General features: G+C 71.6%; 13 protein-coding genes. 10 read left to right on the top strand and 3 right to left on the bottom strand.

Annotation, left to right across the window (positions count from 1 at the left end):
• Positions 1-2: 2 nt before the first annotated feature.
• The 4 genes from ABZS37_RS18905 to ABZS37_RS18890 all read left to right on the top strand — a co-directional run bounded on the left by ABZS37_RS18905 (position 3) and on the right by ABZS37_RS18890 (position 4,680).
• Positions 3-1,685: a CocE/NonD family hydrolase gene (locus tag ABZS37_RS18905; protein WP_355170540.1), complete on the top strand. Its 1,683-nt coding sequence runs from the start codon at positions 3-5 to the stop codon at positions 1,683-1,685.
• Between the two features lie 158 nt (positions 1,686-1,843).
• The gene (locus ABZS37_RS18900; protein WP_355170538.1) at positions 1,844-2,716 is read left to right on the top strand and encodes a hypothetical protein; all 873 of its coding nucleotides are present in this window, start codon (positions 1,844-1,846) and stop codon (positions 2,714-2,716) included.
• A 111-nt stretch (positions 2,717-2,827) separates the two neighbouring features.
• Complete coding sequence (locus tag ABZS37_RS18895) at positions 2,828-3,403, top strand: metalloregulator ArsR/SmtB family transcription factor (protein WP_355170536.1); 576 nt, start codon at positions 2,828-2,830, stop codon at positions 3,401-3,403.
• A complete protein-coding gene (locus ABZS37_RS18890; RefSeq protein ID WP_355170534.1) occupies positions 3,400-4,680 on the top strand; it encodes an MFS transporter in 1,281 nt (426 codons plus the stop codon). Before ABZS37_RS18895 ends, ABZS37_RS18890 begins: the two co-directional genes overlap by 4 nt.
• A gap of 48 nt (positions 4,681-4,728) precedes the next feature.
• Here ABZS37_RS18890 and ABZS37_RS18885 read toward each other — a convergent pair whose 3' ends face one another.
• Positions 4,729-4,932 (bottom strand): cold-shock protein, encoded by a 204-nt coding sequence (locus ABZS37_RS18885; RefSeq protein WP_007462771.1) that lies wholly within the window; start codon positions 4,930-4,932, stop codon positions 4,729-4,731.
• 194 nt (positions 4,933-5,126) lie between these two features.
• On the opposite strand from ABZS37_RS18885, the gene ABZS37_RS18880 reads away from it, so the two are divergent.
• Together ABZS37_RS18880 and ABZS37_RS18875 are read left to right on the top strand one after the other, a co-directional pair.
• Positions 5,127-5,810, top strand: coding sequence for a 50S ribosomal protein L11 methyltransferase (locus ABZS37_RS18880; RefSeq protein ID WP_355170532.1), 684 nt, complete (start codon positions 5,127-5,129; stop codon positions 5,808-5,810).
• Positions 5,811-5,911: 101 nt separating this feature from the next.
• On the top strand, positions 5,912-6,520 hold the full coding sequence (locus ABZS37_RS18875) for a VTT domain-containing protein (protein ID WP_355170530.1): 609 nt from the start codon (positions 5,912-5,914) through the stop codon (positions 6,518-6,520).
• Positions 6,521-6,788: 268 nt separating this feature from the next.
• Here ABZS37_RS18875 and ABZS37_RS18870 read toward each other — a convergent pair whose 3' ends face one another.
• Both ABZS37_RS18870 and ABZS37_RS18865 read right to left on the bottom strand, forming a co-directional pair.
• Complete coding sequence (locus ABZS37_RS18870; protein WP_355170528.1) at positions 6,789-7,442, bottom strand: MBL fold metallo-hydrolase; 654 nt, start codon at positions 7,440-7,442, stop codon at positions 6,789-6,791.
• A gap of 7 nt (positions 7,443-7,449) precedes the next feature.
• Positions 7,450-8,166: a maleylpyruvate isomerase family mycothiol-dependent enzyme gene (locus ABZS37_RS18865; RefSeq protein ID WP_355170526.1), complete on the bottom strand. Its 717-nt coding sequence runs from the start codon at positions 8,164-8,166 to the stop codon at positions 7,450-7,452.
• A 178-nt stretch (positions 8,167-8,344) separates the two neighbouring features.
• Here ABZS37_RS18865 and rsgA point away from each other — a divergent pair, with 178 nt between their 5' ends.
• The 4 genes from rsgA (at position 8,345) to uvrC (ending at position 15,567) form a co-directional block, all read left to right on the top strand.
• Entirely contained in the window at positions 8,345-9,415 is a 1,071-nt protein-coding gene (rsgA, locus tag ABZS37_RS18860; RefSeq protein WP_355170524.1) for a ribosome small subunit-dependent GTPase A, read from the top strand.
• Between the two features lie 313 nt (positions 9,416-9,728).
• On the top strand, positions 9,729-12,674 hold the full coding sequence (uvrA, locus tag ABZS37_RS18855; protein WP_355170522.1) for an excinuclease ABC subunit UvrA: 2,946 nt from the start codon (positions 9,729-9,731) through the stop codon (positions 12,672-12,674).
• Between the two features lie 191 nt (positions 12,675-12,865).
• On the top strand, positions 12,866-13,348 hold the full coding sequence (locus ABZS37_RS18850; RefSeq protein ID WP_355170520.1) for a Rieske (2Fe-2S) protein: 483 nt from the start codon (positions 12,866-12,868) through the stop codon (positions 13,346-13,348).
• 230 nt (positions 13,349-13,578) lie between these two features.
• A complete protein-coding gene (uvrC, locus tag ABZS37_RS18845) occupies positions 13,579-15,567 on the top strand; it encodes an excinuclease ABC subunit UvrC (protein ID WP_355170518.1) in 1,989 nt (662 codons plus the stop codon).
• Positions 15,568-16,492: the final 925 nt, after the last annotated feature.

Raw genomic sequence — 16,492 nt, 5'->3', positions numbered from 1 at the left:
CGGTGCCGGCCCGCCTCGTCACCCGCCTCGCCGGCGCAGTGCTGCGGCTGCCACCGACCCGACCCGGCCCGGTGCGGGTCACCCGCGACATCCCGGTCCGGGCCCGCGACGGTGTGATGTTGCGCACCGATCACTACGCCCCGGGCGTTCGGGACGCGCCGACGGTGCTGATCCGCACCCCGTACGGGCGGGGCGGACCGCTGCGACTGCTCGGCCGGCTGCTCGCCGCGCGGGGTCGCCACGCGGTGATCCAGTCGTGCCGGGGCACCGACGGCTCCGGTGGGACGTTCGCCCCGCTGGTGCACGAGCGCGACGACGGAATGGACACCCTGGACTGGCTGCGTCGCCAGCCCTGGTGGTCCGGGCAGCTCGGGATGTTCGGGGTCAGCTACCAGGGATTCGCGCAGTGGGCACTGGCCGCCGACGCCGGCGAGGAGCTGCGAGCGATGGTCGCGGTGGTGACCGCCTCGGCCACCCGGGACTCGACGTACGCGGGGGAGTCCTTCGCCCTGGACACCGTGCTGACCTGGGCGGAACTGCTGCACGCGCAGACCGTGCCGTGGCTGGCCCGGCAGTGGGAGCTCAAGCGGGGACAACCCCGGCTGGCCGCCGCGCTGGAGCACCTACCGCTGGAGGCCGCCGACCGGGTGGCCACCGGCGTGACGATCCCGTTCTTCCAGGAGTGGTTGCGCCACCACACCCCGGAGGCCGTGTACTGGCGGACCCGCGTCTTCGCCGACCAGGTGGCCCGGGTGCGAGCGCCGGTGGTCATGGTCACCGGTTGGCACGACATCTTCCTGCCCGCTCAGCTCGACGACCACGCCACCCTGCGTGCCGTCGGCGCGGAGCCGCGCCTGGTGATCGGCCCGTGGACGCACGGCAGCCCCGGCCTGTTCGTGGCCGCCCTGCGGGAGGGGCTGGCCTGGCTCGACGAGCACCTGACGGCCGCGCCAGCGGCGGGCGGGCGGTCGCGCCGTGACGCGTCCGCCCCGGTCCGGCTGTACGTGGGTGGTCCCGCCGGTGGCTGGCGGGACCTGCCCGACTGGCCACCGCCGGCGGCCGAGACCGCCTGGCACCTGCATCCGGGCGGTGAGCTGGCGGTGCGCCCGCCGGTCGCCTCGGCGCCGGACGAGTTCCGGTACGACCCGGCCGACCCCACCCCGTCGCTGGGTGGGCCGCTGCTCGTGGCCCAGCGGGCCGGCCCGGTGGACAACCGGCGCGTCGAGGCGCGCCCCGACGTGCTGACCTACACCAGCGCCCCGCTGACCGGGCCGGTCGAGGTGATCGGCCCGGTACGTGCGGAGATCCACGTCCGCACCGAGTTGCCGCACCTGGACGTCTTCGTCCGACTGTGCGACGTGGACCGCCGGGGTCGTTCGTGGAACGTGTGCGACGGTCTGGCCCGGGTCACGCCCGACCGCTTCCCGGCCGACCCGTCCGGGGTCCTGCGGGTCCCGGTGCCGCTCTGGCCGACCGCGTACCGGTTCGCCGTCGGGCACCGGCTGCGGGTGCAGGTCGCCGGTGGGGCCCATCCGCGGTGGGCACGCAACCCCGGCACCGGGGAACCCCTCGGTACGGCGGTGACGCTGCGTGCCGGTTGGCGGCAGGTTCTGCACGACCCGGCGTACCCCTCGGCGCTGTTGTTGCCGATCGTCCACTCTGGCTCTCGGCAACCTCCAATCTGAACTGACCCGCTCTGAGCTGGGCATTCTTCCAAAACGCGGGCTATCGTTGAGCCAACGCCCGGCGCCGTGCAGCAACAGGCCGGGCTCGCCCGAAGCCCCGCACCGCGTACGCGGTGTGACGTCGTGCCCGGTCCCCGCCCATCAGAGAGGGGGACCCCATGACTCGGGCCCCGGCTAACCTGTTGGCCGTCCGAAGCCTGCTTCTCACCCACCTCGACAACGCCCCCGGGCCCGACGATCTGGAGCCGGCGGAGGTCGGCATCGTTGGCGACCCGTCCCACCGGGGCGGCTACCACTGTGGATCGGACCGGGTGGTCACCGGCGACTACTCGGTGGTGGAGTCACCCCGGGACCGGGCCGGCCTGACCCTCGACGCGGCGGCGCTGGACGTCGGCGAGTTCGAGGTCCGCTCCGGTGGACGAACACACACCATGGCCAGCTTCGCGGTCTGGTGTGTGGGGCAGTGCGCCGCGAACGCCGCCGACACGCGTGACATCCGCGAGATCATCTACAGCCCCGACGGCACCACGGTGAAGCGGTGGGACCGCCTCGGCAAGCGCACCACCGGCGACAGCTCACACCGCTGGCACACCCACTTCAGCTTCTTTCGTGACGCCATCAAGGCGGGCCGCGACCAGCGGCCGATGTTCCGCCGCTACCTCAGCTCCATCGGACTCCTGGAGGACGACGACATGACCCCCGAAGAACACAACTGGCTGGCTACCGTTCACAAGAACCTCACCGTGCTGGACGGTCGCAACCCGATCGGACAGGTCTACCTCCGGCTCGCGGAGGGTCGGGACGACACCGGGGCACCGGTGACCGGCAACTACAACCTGAAGACGATGGCGGCGCAGCTGACCGCGTTGCAGACGGCGCTGTCCGCGTTGTCCAGCCGGGACTTCACCGACGAACCGGCGATCGTCCAGGGCGTGCTGGCCTCGCTGACGCCGGAGAAGATCGCCGCGGCCATCCCGCCCACCCTCGCCAAGCAGGTCGCCGACGAGTTGGCCCGCCGGCTCGTCGCCTGAGCGAGGGGCGGCCCGCCCCCACCGGGCCGCCCCTCCCAGCGTCTCCACTCCGCAACAACTGTTGAGCAATAGATATTGCGCAATAGTTGTTGCGAATGCCATCCTGGTGGCATGGAGACACCCGACGTACGCCAGATCACCGACTCGCGGGTGCTGGCCGCCATGGCCCACCCGCTGCGCCGCCGGCTGATGGACGTGCTCAAGGTGCACGGGCCCTCGACCGTCGGCCTGCTCGCCGAGCGCACCGACCAGGCGCCCGCGAACGTCAGCCACCACCTCAAGGTCCTCGCCGCCGCGGATCTGGTCACCGAGGCCCCCGAGCTGGCCCGGGACCGGCGCGAACGATGGTGGCGGCTGGTCACCCGAGGGCTGCGCTGGTCCAACACCGACTTCGACGCCGACCCGGCCGCCCGCGCGGTCGCCGACGCGGCCACCTCGCTCAACCTGGACCGGCACGTCGCCCTGGCCCGGGCGTGGCACGCCGTTGACGAGACCGCACAGGCCGCCTGGGACGACGCGCCGTTCTCCACCGACCACTGGCTGCGCCTCACACCCGAGGAACTGGCCGAGCTGAGCCGCGAGATGATCGACCTTCTCGCGCGCTGGGCCAACCGTGACCTGCCCGACGACGGCGCTGACCGTCGGCCGGTCTTCGTGTTCGTGCACGGCGTACCGGCCCGACCGTGACCGCCGCCACCCGCAGCGGCCCGCCCCCGGTCCGAGAGGCCGGCGGGCTGCTGCGACACCGCGACTTCAGGCTGCTCTGGGCGGGCCAGGCGGTCAGCAGCGTCGGCAGCAACGTCACCACGGTCGCGCTGCCCCTGGTCGCGGTCGCCGTCCTCGACGCCGGCACCTTCCAGGTGGCGGTGCTCACCGCCGCGGCCTGGCTGCCCTGGCTGCTGATCGGTCTGCCGGCCGGCGCGTGGGTGGACCGGCTGCCCCGTCGACCGGTGATGGTGATCTGCGATCTGCTCTGCGCGTTGGCCTTCCTCAGCGTGCCGATGGCCGCCGTGCTGGACCGGCTCACCGTCGTGCACCTGCTGCTGGTCGCCCTCAGTGCCGGCGCCGCGCGGGTCTTCTTCGAGACCGCCGACCAGGTGTACCTGCCGGTGCTGCTGCGACCCGAGCAACTGCCGGAGGGCAACGCGAAGCTGCAGGCGACCCAGACCGTGAGCTACGTCGTCGGGCCCGGCCTCGCCGGTCTGATCGCCCAACTCACCGGTGCCGTCGCCGCGCTGCTGCTGGACGCGCTCACGTTCCTGCTCTCCGCGGTCCTCCTGCTACGGATCCGCACCGTCGAACCACGCGCACGCCGAGTGGACCCGTCCCGGTCACTGCGTCGGGACATCGCCGAGGGGCTGCGCTTCGTCATCCGGGACCCGTACCTGCGGGTGCTGGCGGTCTTCGGCGCGGCCAGCAACATCGGTCTGATCGGCTACCAGGCCGTCCTGGTGGTCTTCCTGGTCCGCGAGTTGCGCCTCGAGCCGGGCCTGGTGGGCGCGCTGGTCGGGGTGATGAGCATCGGCGGAATCATCGGAGCGCTGCTCGCCACCACGCTGGCCCGCCGCTGTGGCACCGCGCGGGCACTGCTGATCGGGGCGGCGCTCACCGGCCCGCCCGCACTGCTCATCCCGCTCGCCGCACCCGGCATCGGGCTGGCCTGGCCGGCCCTCGGGGGTCTGCTGATCGGCCTTGGCGTGGCCATCGGGAACGTGGTCAAGGGTGCTTTCCGGCAGACGTACACGCCGCACCACCTGCTGGGCCGCGTGACGGTGAGCATGCATCTGCTCAACTACGGCACGATCCCGCTGGCGGCCGTGTTGGCCGGTGCCATCGGCGCGCGCTACGGCGTCGGGACGGCAATCTTCGTGATGACCGCCTGGCTGGCGGTCACCCCGGTCCTTCTGTTGATCGGGCCAATCCGGAGGCGGCGGGACCTGCCCGCCGCCCCGGCGGCGTCTTGAGTGCGCTGCGACGGCGGCCGGAGACCGGCCGCCGTCACCGGCACGGAGCTACATCGGGCGGACGTTGTCCGCCTGCGGACCCTTCTGCCCCTGGGTCACCTCGAACTCGACCTTCTGGCCCTCGTTGAGCTCCCGGTAGCCGCTCGAAGCGATGGCGGAGTAGTGGACGAACACGTCCGGCCCTCCACCGTCCTGCTCGATGAAGCCAAAGCCCTTTTCCGAGTTGAACCACTTAACCGTGCCGGTTGCCATGCATCTCTCCCTGTTCAAAGCGGCTGACCACCGACCTCTGGCCGGTGATCGCCCGTACCTGTTCGACAGTAACGGGCAAAACCCGGATCCGCTGGCCGAAGTGCCGTAGGTCTTTGTGTGAAGTCGGGTGAACTTCTGCGCGCCGGCATGCGAAAGCCGCCCCGACCACCCGCCGCTGGGGCATGCTTGCGCCGATGAAGGGTGCCGCAGCCGACGCGCTGACCGAACTGGAACGCGAGATCGAGACGCCCGGCGACGGCCTGGACCGGCTCCGGCTGGCGCCCACCCCGTTCGTTCCCGAGGTGCGGCTGTACCTGGCCGAGGACGCGATCGTCTGGTGGGCTCGAATGGAGGCCGCCGCCGGGCACGCCCTGCCGGCGCCGTACTGGGCGTCCGCCTGGGCTGGAGGCCAGGCCCTGGCCCGCCACCTCCTGGACAACCCGGAGCTGGCCGCCGGTCGCCGGGTGCTCGACCTCGCTTCCGGGTCGGGCCTGGTGGCCATCGCCGCCGCGCTGGCCGGCGCCGCGGAGGTGGTCGCCAACGACATCGACCCGTACGCCGTCGCCGCCGTCACACTCAACGCGCGGGCCAACCGGGTCGCCGTCGACGCTTTCGGGGACGACCTGCTCGACAGCACCGACGCGGAGGCGGACCTGGTGGTCGCCGGGGACGTCTTCTACGACCGCGCCATGGCAGACCGGATGCTGCCGTTCCTGCAGAGGGCCGCCGCCGGAGGTGCCGACGTGCTGGTCGGCGACCCCGGCCGGGGGCACCTACCGGCGGACCGCCTGACGGTGCTGACCGACTATCCGGTGCCCACCACCGAACCGTCGGTCGACTCGTCGCTACGCCGGGTGCAGGTGCTGCGGCCTGCCTGAGCGCAAGCGCGCCTCAGGGGCGACCCCGAGGCGGATACCAGGGGTCGCTGGGGGCTCTGACCGGATGTCCAGAGTGGTGCGGCGGCCATAGCGTACGAGGCATGACGCAATGGCTGGCCCAGATCGGCGAACTGCCCCTCCTGCTGCTGATGGGTGCGCTCGGGCTCGTCATGCTCTTCGACGCCGTACCCCTGCTGGGTGTCCTGATCCCCGGTGACGTGGCGATCCTGGCCGCCGTCGGGGTGGGCCGCCCGACCACCGGGCTGGCCACCTTCGCCGCGGTGCTGGTCGGCTGCCTGGCCGGCTGGTCACTGAGCTTCCTGATCGGTCGCCGCTACTCCGAGCGGCTGCGACGCAGTCGGGTCGGCGGCTGGATCGGCGAGACGCGCTGGACGGCGGCCGAGGGAATCCTGCGTCGCGGAGGCGGCCGGATGATGATCGTCGCGCCGTTCCTGCCAGTGTTCAACGCGCTGCTTCCGCTGGCCGCCGGTGGGCTGCGGATGTCGTACCGGCGATTTCTCGGCTGCGCCGCGCTCGGCGCGGCCGCCTGGGCCGGTCTCTACCTCGCGCTGGGCGCCGCGTCCCGGTCGCTGGCCGGGCTGCTGCCGGGGGCGCCCAACCCGCTGCTGGTCACGATGGGGGTCGGGCTGGTGTTGGCTTCCGTCGTGCTGCTGGGGGCTCGGCGGCGGTTGTTCTCTTTGACTGGTTGAGCCCTTGGTTTCGGCGGGGTCCGTTGGTTGCGGTGCGGGGGCGGGGGCCCGCCCTGCCCGGCTCCGGGCGGTCAGGCTTGATCCCTGCGCCGGGCACGGCGGGCCCCCGCCCCCGTCGTGGTGGGGGTCCGTCCGGGGGTGCCGCGCCCAGCGGTGGGTTATGGATCTTGGTGGTTTTCGGTCAGCGTTTGGTGATCCGGCTGGGCCGGTGGGCCGTCTGGCCCCGGTTGGCCGGGTGGCCCGGGTGGGGCGTCTCGGCCGCCTGGGGTTACCAGCCTCGGGTTCGCCACTGGGGGAGGGCTGGGCGTTCTGCTCCGAGGGTGCTGTCCTTGCCGTGGCCGGGGTAGAACCAGGTGTCGTCCGGTAGTTGGTCGAACAGCTTGTGCTCGACGTCGTCGATCAGCGCGGCGAAGCGCTCCGGGTCCTTGTCGGTGTTGCCCACACCGCCGGGGAAGAGACTGTCGCCGGTGAACAGGTGCGGGGTGCCGGCCGGGTCGCGGTAGAGCAGCGCGATCGAGCCCGGGGTGTGCCCCTTGATGTGGATGACCTCCAGCGCGCAGTCGCCGACCGACACGGTGTCGCCCTCGGTCAGCAGCTCCGCCTCGATCGGCAGCCCCGCCGCGTCATCGGCGTGCACCAGCGTCCGGGCGCCGGTCTTGGCGACGACCTCCTCCAGTGCCACCCAGTGATCCATGTGCTGGTGGGTCGTCACCACGGCGGTGAGCCCACCGTCACCGATCAGTTCGAGCAGCCGGGGCGCCTCGTTGGCGGCGTCGATCAGCACCTGGTCACCGGTGCCCGTGCAGCGCAGCAGGTAGGCGTTGTTGTCCATCGGGCCCACCGACAGCTTGCTGATGGTCAGCCCGTCCAGCTCCCGAACCGCCGGTGCGCCGCCGTGCGTGACGTCTCCGCTGTATGTCATGACGTTTCTATATCCATTCCGGTGGAGTAGGCAGGGGACCGTCGGGGGTGACGGAGAGCGGGGCGCCGTCGGCACGGCCGATCAGCCAGGCGGCGAGGTCGGGGGCGGGACCGGCGACGACCGGGGCGCCGACCCGCTCCCCGATCACCACCTCATGCCCGCTGCCGTCGAGGCGGAGCACCACCGACGGCGGCGTCGGCCCCATGGCGTGATGGCTGGCCGCCTCGCGCAGCAGTCGGTGGGCGAACGTCTCCGACCAGTCCGCGGCCCGGTAGTCGGCGGCTAGATCGAGGTGGTGCACCTCGATCTCGCGGAGCCGGCCCCAGACGAGCAGCGCCGCTGGCCACGGGCCCTTCCGCGCCTGCACCGTCGCCGCCCAGGCCTCGGCCGGCATCGCAGCGACCGCCTCGGAGAACAGGTCCGCGGTGCGTCGCAGGTCGTCCAGGTGCGCGGCCGGTGGCCGACTCGAACCGGCTTCGATGTCCGCCGTGCGGGCCTCCAGCGAGGCGTACATCGGTAGCGCCTGCCCGGTGCGGGCCGCGGTGAGCAGGTTGACGAAGCCGTCGGCGTTTCGGGCCAGATGCGCCAGCACGTGGCCGCGCGTCCAGCCGGGCAGCAGCGACGCGGCGGCCAGGTCCGCGGCGTCGAAAGAAGCGGCGGTACGGAGTAGTCGGCTGGTGGCCGCGTCCACCTCGCCCATCAGTAGCAGAGGATCCGTGGTCACCCGTCGACCCTAGCGGTCCGCCGTCGCGCCGTCGCAGGGGAAATCGCTTTCGGCGCGTCGGTGCGGACCCTACCGTCAGCGGCATACGCGGCACCGGGACATCGGACGGAGGTGGTGATCATGCCGGACGTGGCACGCGTGTTCCGCCATCACCAGCTTCGACACCGATGAGGATGCCATGACGATCGATCTGACCGCCCTCGGCTGGGACGCCGAGTGGGCGACGTACGCCGCGCGACGCGGCGAGCACCACCCGGGTCGGGTGGCCCGGGTGGACCGGGGGGTCTGCACGGTGCTCACGGCCGCCGGCCCGGTCCGGGCCAGCCTGGGCGGGGCGGTGCTTGCCGCCGCCGCCCGGGACCAGTCCGCGCTGCCCTGCGCCGGGGACTGGGTGCTGCTCACGAACTGGCCGGACCGCCGCGTCACCGTGGAGGCGGTGCTGCCGCGGCGGGCCGCGCTGATCCGGCGTACCGCCGGCAAGGACGCCAGCGGCCAGGTGCTGGCCGCCAACCTCGATGCGGCCGCCGTGGTGGAGCCGGTGCACCCCGAGCCGGATGTGGGCCGGATCGAACGGCTGCTCTCCCTGGCCCACGAGTCCGGCGCCCGCCCGCTGGTGGTGCTGACGAAGGCCGACCTCGCGGCCGACCCGGCCGCTCTGGCCCGCCAGTTTGCCGCTGTCGCTCCCGGGGTGCCGGTGCTGCCGGTCAGCGCCGAGCGTGGCATCGGTCTGGACCCGCTGCGCGCCGAAGTGGCGCCCGGCCGCACGCTCGGCCTGCTCGGACCATCCGGTGCCGGCAAGTCGAGCCTGGTCAACGCCCTCGCCGGGGCGGTGATGATGCCAACCCAGGCGATCCGGCGGGTCGACGGCAAGGGTCGGCACACCACCACCTGGCGGGCCCTCGTACCGATCCCCGGCGGCGGCGCGGTGATCGACACACCCGGTGTGCGGGCGGTCGGCCTGCTGGACGGCTCGGCCGGGCTGGGCCGGGCGTTCGCCGATATCGCCGGGCTGGCCGAGGGTTGCCGGTACGCCGACTGCGGGCACGACGGCGAGCCCGCCTGCGCGGTCCGCGAGGCCCTGCACACCGGCGAGCTCTCCACCCGTCGGTGGGAAAACTGGCAGCGGCTGCAGGGGGAGGTTGTTCACGAGAGTCGACGGCGGGAGGCGAGGGCGGCGGCGGAACGGCGTGGCGGCTGGCGTTCGGCCCGACGTCGGGCGATCCGGCCACCGACGCCCGGAGGCTACTGACCGGCGTCTTCCATCGGCGCTGCCGGCGGCGTCTGATCGGCGGCTTCATCCGGCGCTGCTGACGGCTTCTGAGCGGCGGCTTTCATCGGCGCTCCCGGCGGCGTCTGATCGGCGGCTTTCATCCGGCGCTGCCGGCGGCTTCTGATTGGCGCGGCCGACCGGGCTGAGCTGGGGGAATGTGCGGGCGGGGAAAACTGTCATACCTCGGGGCTAGAGTTGCCGAGGCGTGTTTTCCGCGCCCGCACGACCGCTCAGAACCACCCCAGAGCGGGACAGATCCTCCGCTTTATCTTCTCCCGGGAGTACACGCACCGTGGCCGACCGACTGATCATCCGTGGCGCGCGCGAGCACAACCTGCGTGACGTCAGTCTCGACCTGCCCCGGGACGCACTCATCGTGTTCACGGGGCTGTCCGGGTCGGGCAAGTCGAGCCTGGCCTTCGACACGATCTTCGCTGAGGGGCAGCGCCGCTACGTCGAGTCGCTCTCGTCGTATGCCCGGCAGTTCCTCGGCCAGATGGACAAGCCAGACGTCGACTTCATCGAGGGCCTGAGCCCCGCCGTCTCGATCGACCAGAAATCCACCTCGCGCAACCCGCGCTCGACCGTCGGCACCATCACCGAGGTCTACGACTACCTGCGCCTGCTCTACGCCCGTATCGGCGAGCCGCACTGCCCGGTCTGCGGCGAGCGGATCTCCCGGCAGAGCCCCCAGCAGATCGTCGACCGGGTTCTCGCCATGGCCGAGGGCACCAAGTTCATGGTGCTCGCCCCGGTCATCCGCGGCCGCAAGGGCGAGTACGTCGACCTCTTCGCCGAGCTGCAGGCCAAGGGCTACGCCCGGGCCCGGGTCGACGGCGTGGTGCACCCGCTGACCGAGCCGCCGAAGCTCAAGAAGCAGGAGAAGCACACCATCGAGGTGGTGATCGACCGGCTCACCGTCAAGCCGAGCGCCAAGCAGCGGCTGACCGACTCGGTCGAGGCGGCCCTGGGCCTGTCCAGCGGCCTGGTGCTGCTCGACTTCGTCGACCTGCCGGAGGACGACCCGGACCGGGAGCGCCGTTACTCCGAGCACCTGGCCTGCCCCAACGACCACCCGCTCGCCATCGAGGATCTCGAGCCCCGGGTCTTCTCCTTCAACGCGCCGTACGGCGCCTGCCCGGAGTGCACCGGCCTGGGCACCAAGAAGGAGGTCGACCCGGAGCTGCTGGTCCCCGACCCGGAGCGCAGCCTGCGCGAGGGCGCCGTCCAGCCCTGGTCCTCCGGGCACAACCTGGAATACTTCCTGCGCCTTCTGGAGGCGCTCGGCGAGGCCCAGCACTTCGACGTCGACACCCCGTGGCGGGCCTTGCCGGCGCGGGCGCAGAAGACGATCCTGCACGGCTCCGACGACCAGGTGCACGTGCGCTACCGCAACAAGTACGGCCGCGAGCGCTCCTACTACACCGGTTTCGAGGGTGTGGTGCAGTGGATCGAGCGCCGGCACTCCGACACCGAGTCCGAGTCGTCCCGCGACAAGTACGAGGGCTACATGCGCGACGTCCCGTGCGCGGCGTGCGGCGGCGCCCGGCTCAAGCCCGAGGTGCTCGCGGTCACGCTGGCCGGCAAGAGCATCGCCGAGGTCTGCAACCTGTCCGTGGGGGACTGCGCCGACCTGCTCGCCGGCATCGAGCTGACCGACCGGCAGAAGATGATCGCCGAGCGGGTCCTCAAGGAGATCAACGCCCGGCTGCGGTTCCTGCTCGACGTCGGCCTGGACTACCTCTCCCTGGACCGGCCGGCCGGCACCCTGTCCGGCGGTGAGGCGCAGCGCATCCGGCTCGCCACCCAGATCGGCTCCGGCCTGGTGGGCGTGCTCTACGTGCTCGACGAGCCGTCGATCGGGCTGCACCAGCGCGACAACCACCGGCTGATCGAGACTCTGATCCGGCTGCGCGGGCTGGGCAACACGCTGATCGTGGTGGAGCACGACGAGGACACGATCCGCATGGCCGACTGGATCGTCGACATCGGGCCCGGCGCGGGTGAGCACGGCGGCAAGATCGTGCACAGCGGCTCCGTGCCGGCGCTGCTGAAGAACAAGGAGTCGATCACCGGGGCGTACCTGTCCGGGCGGCGGTCGATCCCGACGCCGACGAAGCGCCGCCAGCAGGACCCGGCACGGGAGTTGGTGGTGCACGGCGCACGGGAGCACAACCTGCGCAACCTGACCGTCTCGTTTCCGCTGGGCCAGCTGATCGCGGTCACCGGGGTCAGCGGCTCGGGCAAGTCGACGCTGGTCAACGACATCCTGTACGCGGTGTTGGCCAACCAGATCAACGGTGCCCGACTGGTGCCGGGCCGGCACACCCGGGTCGGTGGCCTGGAACACGTGGACAAGGTCGTCGGCGTGGACCAGTCGCCGATCGGCCGGACGCCGCGCTCGAACCCGGCCACCTACACGGGGGTCTGGGACCACGTCCGCAAGCTCTTCGCCGAGACCACCGAGGCCAAGGTGCGCGGCTACGGCCCGGGCCGGTTCTCGTTCAACGTCAAGGGCGGGCGCTGCGAGGCGTGCTCCGGTGACGGCACGATCAAGATCGAGATGAACTTCCTGCCGGACGTGTACGTCCCCTGCGAGGTCTGCAAGGGCGCCCGGTACAACCGGGAGACCCTCGAGGTGCACTACAAGGGCAAGACCGTCTCGGACGTGCTGGAGATGCCGATCGAGGAGGCCGCAGAGTTCTTCTCCGCCATCCCGGCCATCCACCGGCACCTCAAGACCCTGGTCGACGTCGGCTTGGGTTACGTACGCCTCGGCCAGCCCGCGCCGACCCTCTCCGGCGGTGAGGCGCAGCGGGTCAAGCTCGCCTCCGAGCTGCAGAAGCGCTCCACCGGGCGGACGGTCTACGTGCTCGACGAGCCGACCACCGGCCTGCACTTCGAGGACATCCGCAAGCTGCTGATGGTGCTGGAAGGGCTGGTCGACAAGGGCAACACGGTGATCACCATCGAGCACAACCTCGACGTGATCAAGACGGCCGACTGGCTGATCGACATGGGTCCGGAGGGTGGCCACCGGGGCGGCGCCGTGCTCGCCACCGGCACCCCCGAGGAGGTCGCCGAGGTGGCCGAGAGCCACACCGGCCAGTTCTTGCGCCAGGTGCTCAAGCTCGACGGCGAGGCCAAGGGGGCGGCCGCCGCCACCACCCGGGCGGCCAAGGCCAACGGCGTAACCAAGGCGCGGGCCAGCCGCAAGGTGCCGGCCGCCGCTCGCTGACCTCGACTCCCCGGGGCGGGTCTGATCGGGTTCACACACGTCGACTGCGGCGTGCGCGAGCCGGTCCGGGCCCGCCCCGTCCCATTTCCCGGGTCGGACAGATGCCGCGGTGAACCATCCGGCACAGTTGCCCGTGTGGAGAAGTGTGGCCGGCTTTCTGACCGGCGCAGTGGGCTACAGAGAGGCGAGGCATGAGTGACGATCAGGCGCTGACCGGTCCGGGTACGCAGACCCGTCGTACCCTGCTCACCGGCGTCGGGGCGGTCGGCGCGGCCGTCGTCCTGGCTGCCTGCGGCAGCGACGACGACAGCGGCAGCGGCGCCCCGACCAGCGGCGGCCCGGCGGTGCCCAGCACCGGCGACGCGGGCGGCGGCGACCGACAGGGCGCCCAGTCGTTGGCCACCACCGCCGACATCCCGGTCGGCGGCGGCAAGGTCCTCGCCACCGACGGCGTGGTCATCACCCAGCCCACTGCCGGCCAGTTCAAGGGCTTCAGCCCGATCTGCACCCACCAGAACTGCCCAGTGACGAACGTCGACGGCGGCACCATCAACTGCACCTGCCACGGCAGCAAGTTCTCGATCGAAGACGGTTCGGTGAAGGCCGGCCCGGCCACCAAGCCGCTGCCGCCCAAAGACATCAAGGTCACCGGGGATCAGATCTCGCTGGCCTGACTCCTGGCTCGGGCCGCCCGCCTGACTGACCAGTTCTGGTCGGGCGGTCTGTCCGCCCGCCTGCCCCTAGCCGGGCACAGCCGGATCGCGCGGCGCGGCTCAGCCGCTTGACCGACTCGCGTTCCGGGAGGTCGGGGCGTCCGGCGTCCTTCGACACCCCGACCTCCCGGAGACCGAGTCGATCACGCGCTGGCGGTGGGTTGTCGGTGCTGCGGACTAGGCTTGCTGGCGTGGCTGACCCCTCGACCTACCGCCCCGCACCCGGCACCATCCCGGAGTCACCGGGGGTCTACCGCTTTCGCGACGGCACCGGCCGGGTGATCTACGTCGGCAAGGCGAGGAACCTGCGCAGCCGGCTCAACTCCTACTTCGGCGACATCTGGAACCTGCACGAGCGCACCCGACAGATGGTCACCACCGCCGAGTCGGTCGACTGGATCACCGTCGGCACCGAGGTCGAGGCGCTCCAGCAGGAGTTCACCGAGATCAAGCAGTACGATCCCCGGTTCAATGTCCGCTACCGCGACGACAAGTCGTACCCCTACCTGGCCGTCACCCTCGACGAGGAATACCCGCGGCTGCAGGTGATGCGCGGCGCGAAGCGCAAGGGGGTGCGCTACTTCGGGCCGTACTCGCACGCCTGGGCGATCCGGGAGACCCTCGACCTGCTGCTGCGGGTGTTCCCCGCCCGGACGTGCTCCGCCGGGGTGTTCAAGCGGGCCGGCCAGGTCGGTCGTCCCTGCCTGCTCGGCTACATCGGCAAGTGCTCGGCGCCGTGCGTCGGCACCGTCTCCGCCGACGAACATCGCGCCATCGTCGACGGGTTCTGCGACTTCATGGCCGGGCGCACCGACACCATGGTCCGCAAGATCGAGCGCGAGATGACCGAGGCGAGCGAGCAACTGGAGTTCGAGCGGGCAGCCCGGCTGCGCGACGACGTGGCCGCGCTGCGCCGGGCCATGGAGAAGCAGACCGTGGTGCTGGGCGACGGCACCGACGCCGACGTGGTCGCGTTCGCCGACGACCCCCTCGAAGCGGCCGTGCAGGTCTTCCACATCCGCGACGGTCGGGTCCGCGGCCAGCGCGGTTGGGTGGTGGAGAAGACCGAAGACCTGACCACCGGCGACCTGGTACACCACTTCTGCACCCAGGTGTACGGAGGCGAGCACGGCGAAACCGACGTGCCCCGGGAGCTGCTGGTGCCCGAGCTGCCGGCGGACGCCGACGCGCTGGCCGAATGGCTCTCCAACCACCGGGGCAGCCGGGTGTCGCTGCGGGTGCCGCAGCGCGGCGACAAACGCTCACTGATGGAGACGGTGGAGCGCAACGCCAAGGACGCGCTCACTCGGCACAAGCTCAAGCGGTCCGGTGACCTCACCACCCGGGGCAAAGCACTGGACGAGATCAGCGAGGCACTGGGCATGCGCACCTCGCCGCTGCGCATCGAGTGCTTCGACATCTCCCAGATCCAGGGCACCGACGTGGTCGCCAGCATGGTGGTCTTCGAGGACGGGCTGCCCCGCAAGAACGAGTACCGGCGGTTCATCGTCCGAGGCGCCACCGACGACCTCTCCGCGATGTCCGAGGTGCTCCGTCGCCGCTTCGCCCGCTACCTGGACGCGAGGGCCGAGACGGGCGAGGTGGGCGTCGAGTCGGCCGACGATCCGGCCGCCCCTCAGGACGCGGTCGAACCGCAGGTCGGCGTCCTGATCGATCCGACCACCGGCCGGCCCCGGAAATTCGCGTACCCACCGCAGTTGGTGGTCGTCGACGGCGGTGCTCCACAGGTCGCGGCGGCCGCGCAGGCCCTCGCCGACCTGGGCATCGACGACGTGGCACTGTGCGGGCTGGCCAAGCGGCTGGAGGAGGTCTGGCTCCCCGACGACGAGTTCCCGGTCATCCTGCCGCGCACCTCGGAGGGTCTCTACCTGCTGCAACGGGTCCGCGACGAGGCCCACCGGTTCGCCATCACCTTCCATCGGCAGCGCCGCTCCAAGCGCATGACCGAGTCGGCGCTGGACCACGTGCCCGGCCTGGGGGAGGTGCGACGCAAGGCGCTGCTGCGTCACTTCGGCTCGCTCAAGCGGCTCTCTGCCGCCACCGTTGAGGAGATCACCGAGGTGCCGGGGGTGGGTCGGCGTACCGCTGAGGCGATCCTGGCCGCCCTCGACAAGGACACGACAGCCGACGACAGCGCAACAGCGGCGCCAAGTCCCTGAGCCTGCCCGCTGCTCGCGTGCCCGTGTGTCTGCCGCAGGCTCGCGTGCCCGCCGCCCGTCTGCGACGCGCGCTGCCCGTCTGCGACGCGCGCTGCCCGTCTGCGACGCGCGCTGCCCGTCTGCGACGCGCGCTGCCCGTCTGCGACGCGCGCTGCCCGTCTGCGCCTGCCGGTTGGTGGCGTGTTTGCCTCGCATGATCGTGCTCGATCCTGGTTGTAGTTGCCTCGTTCACGGGCTGAGGGCCCTGTTTCCTGGATCGAGCACGATCTTGGGCCGATCGGGCAGCGAGAGTCCCGTCGGACTGTGCTTTTTGGGTCAATTGTCCGAATGTGGGTGGCGAGGAGTCTTCGGCGGACCATCCAGCCGGCGATGGAGGGGATCTCCGGCGGCCGGATCCACTGTTCGCGAAAGGCCAGCCTAACGGGCTTTGAAGTGGGCCATGATCGGCGCAGTTTTCAGGGGTGTGTTGCCTGCACCGCGTCGGGAGGAAGCGTTCCGGGGTGACGGTGCGGATGTGCCCCCGAGGCTGGGTCTGACCGGGTAAGGGTTTGTGTCTGGTTCGGGGTGCGAGGCCGGTGGGTGGCTGTCCGGTCGTGGGCTGGATGTCCCGTGGTCGGGGCCACCCTGACGACGGAATCGGGGGCCGGCCCGGGTCGTTATACCTGGCATACGACCGTGGCCCCCTGGCCCGGTGCACGGCAGCCGCCGGGAACACCCGACCGGCCGCCCCGGATACATCCGTAGCCGCCGACCGTGGGAACACCCGCCGGGCCGGCACGGTTACACCCCCCGGTAACCAACCGCTGGCCGGGCAGGACCCGCCAGGCGCGGGCAGCCGCCGGGAACATCCGGTAGGCCGCCCCGGTTACATCCCCCCGGAACCCCGAGCAGGTCCCCCCCCCGGATCGCCGGGCCGTTCCCGTGA

The organism is Micromonospora sp. NPDC005413, assembly GCF_040606435.1.
GTDB lineage: Bacteria > Actinomycetota > Actinomycetes > Mycobacteriales > Micromonosporaceae > Micromonospora.
The sequence above is the reverse complement of the archived record's forward strand: the minus strand, read 5'-3'. Positions and strand labels throughout refer to the sequence as shown.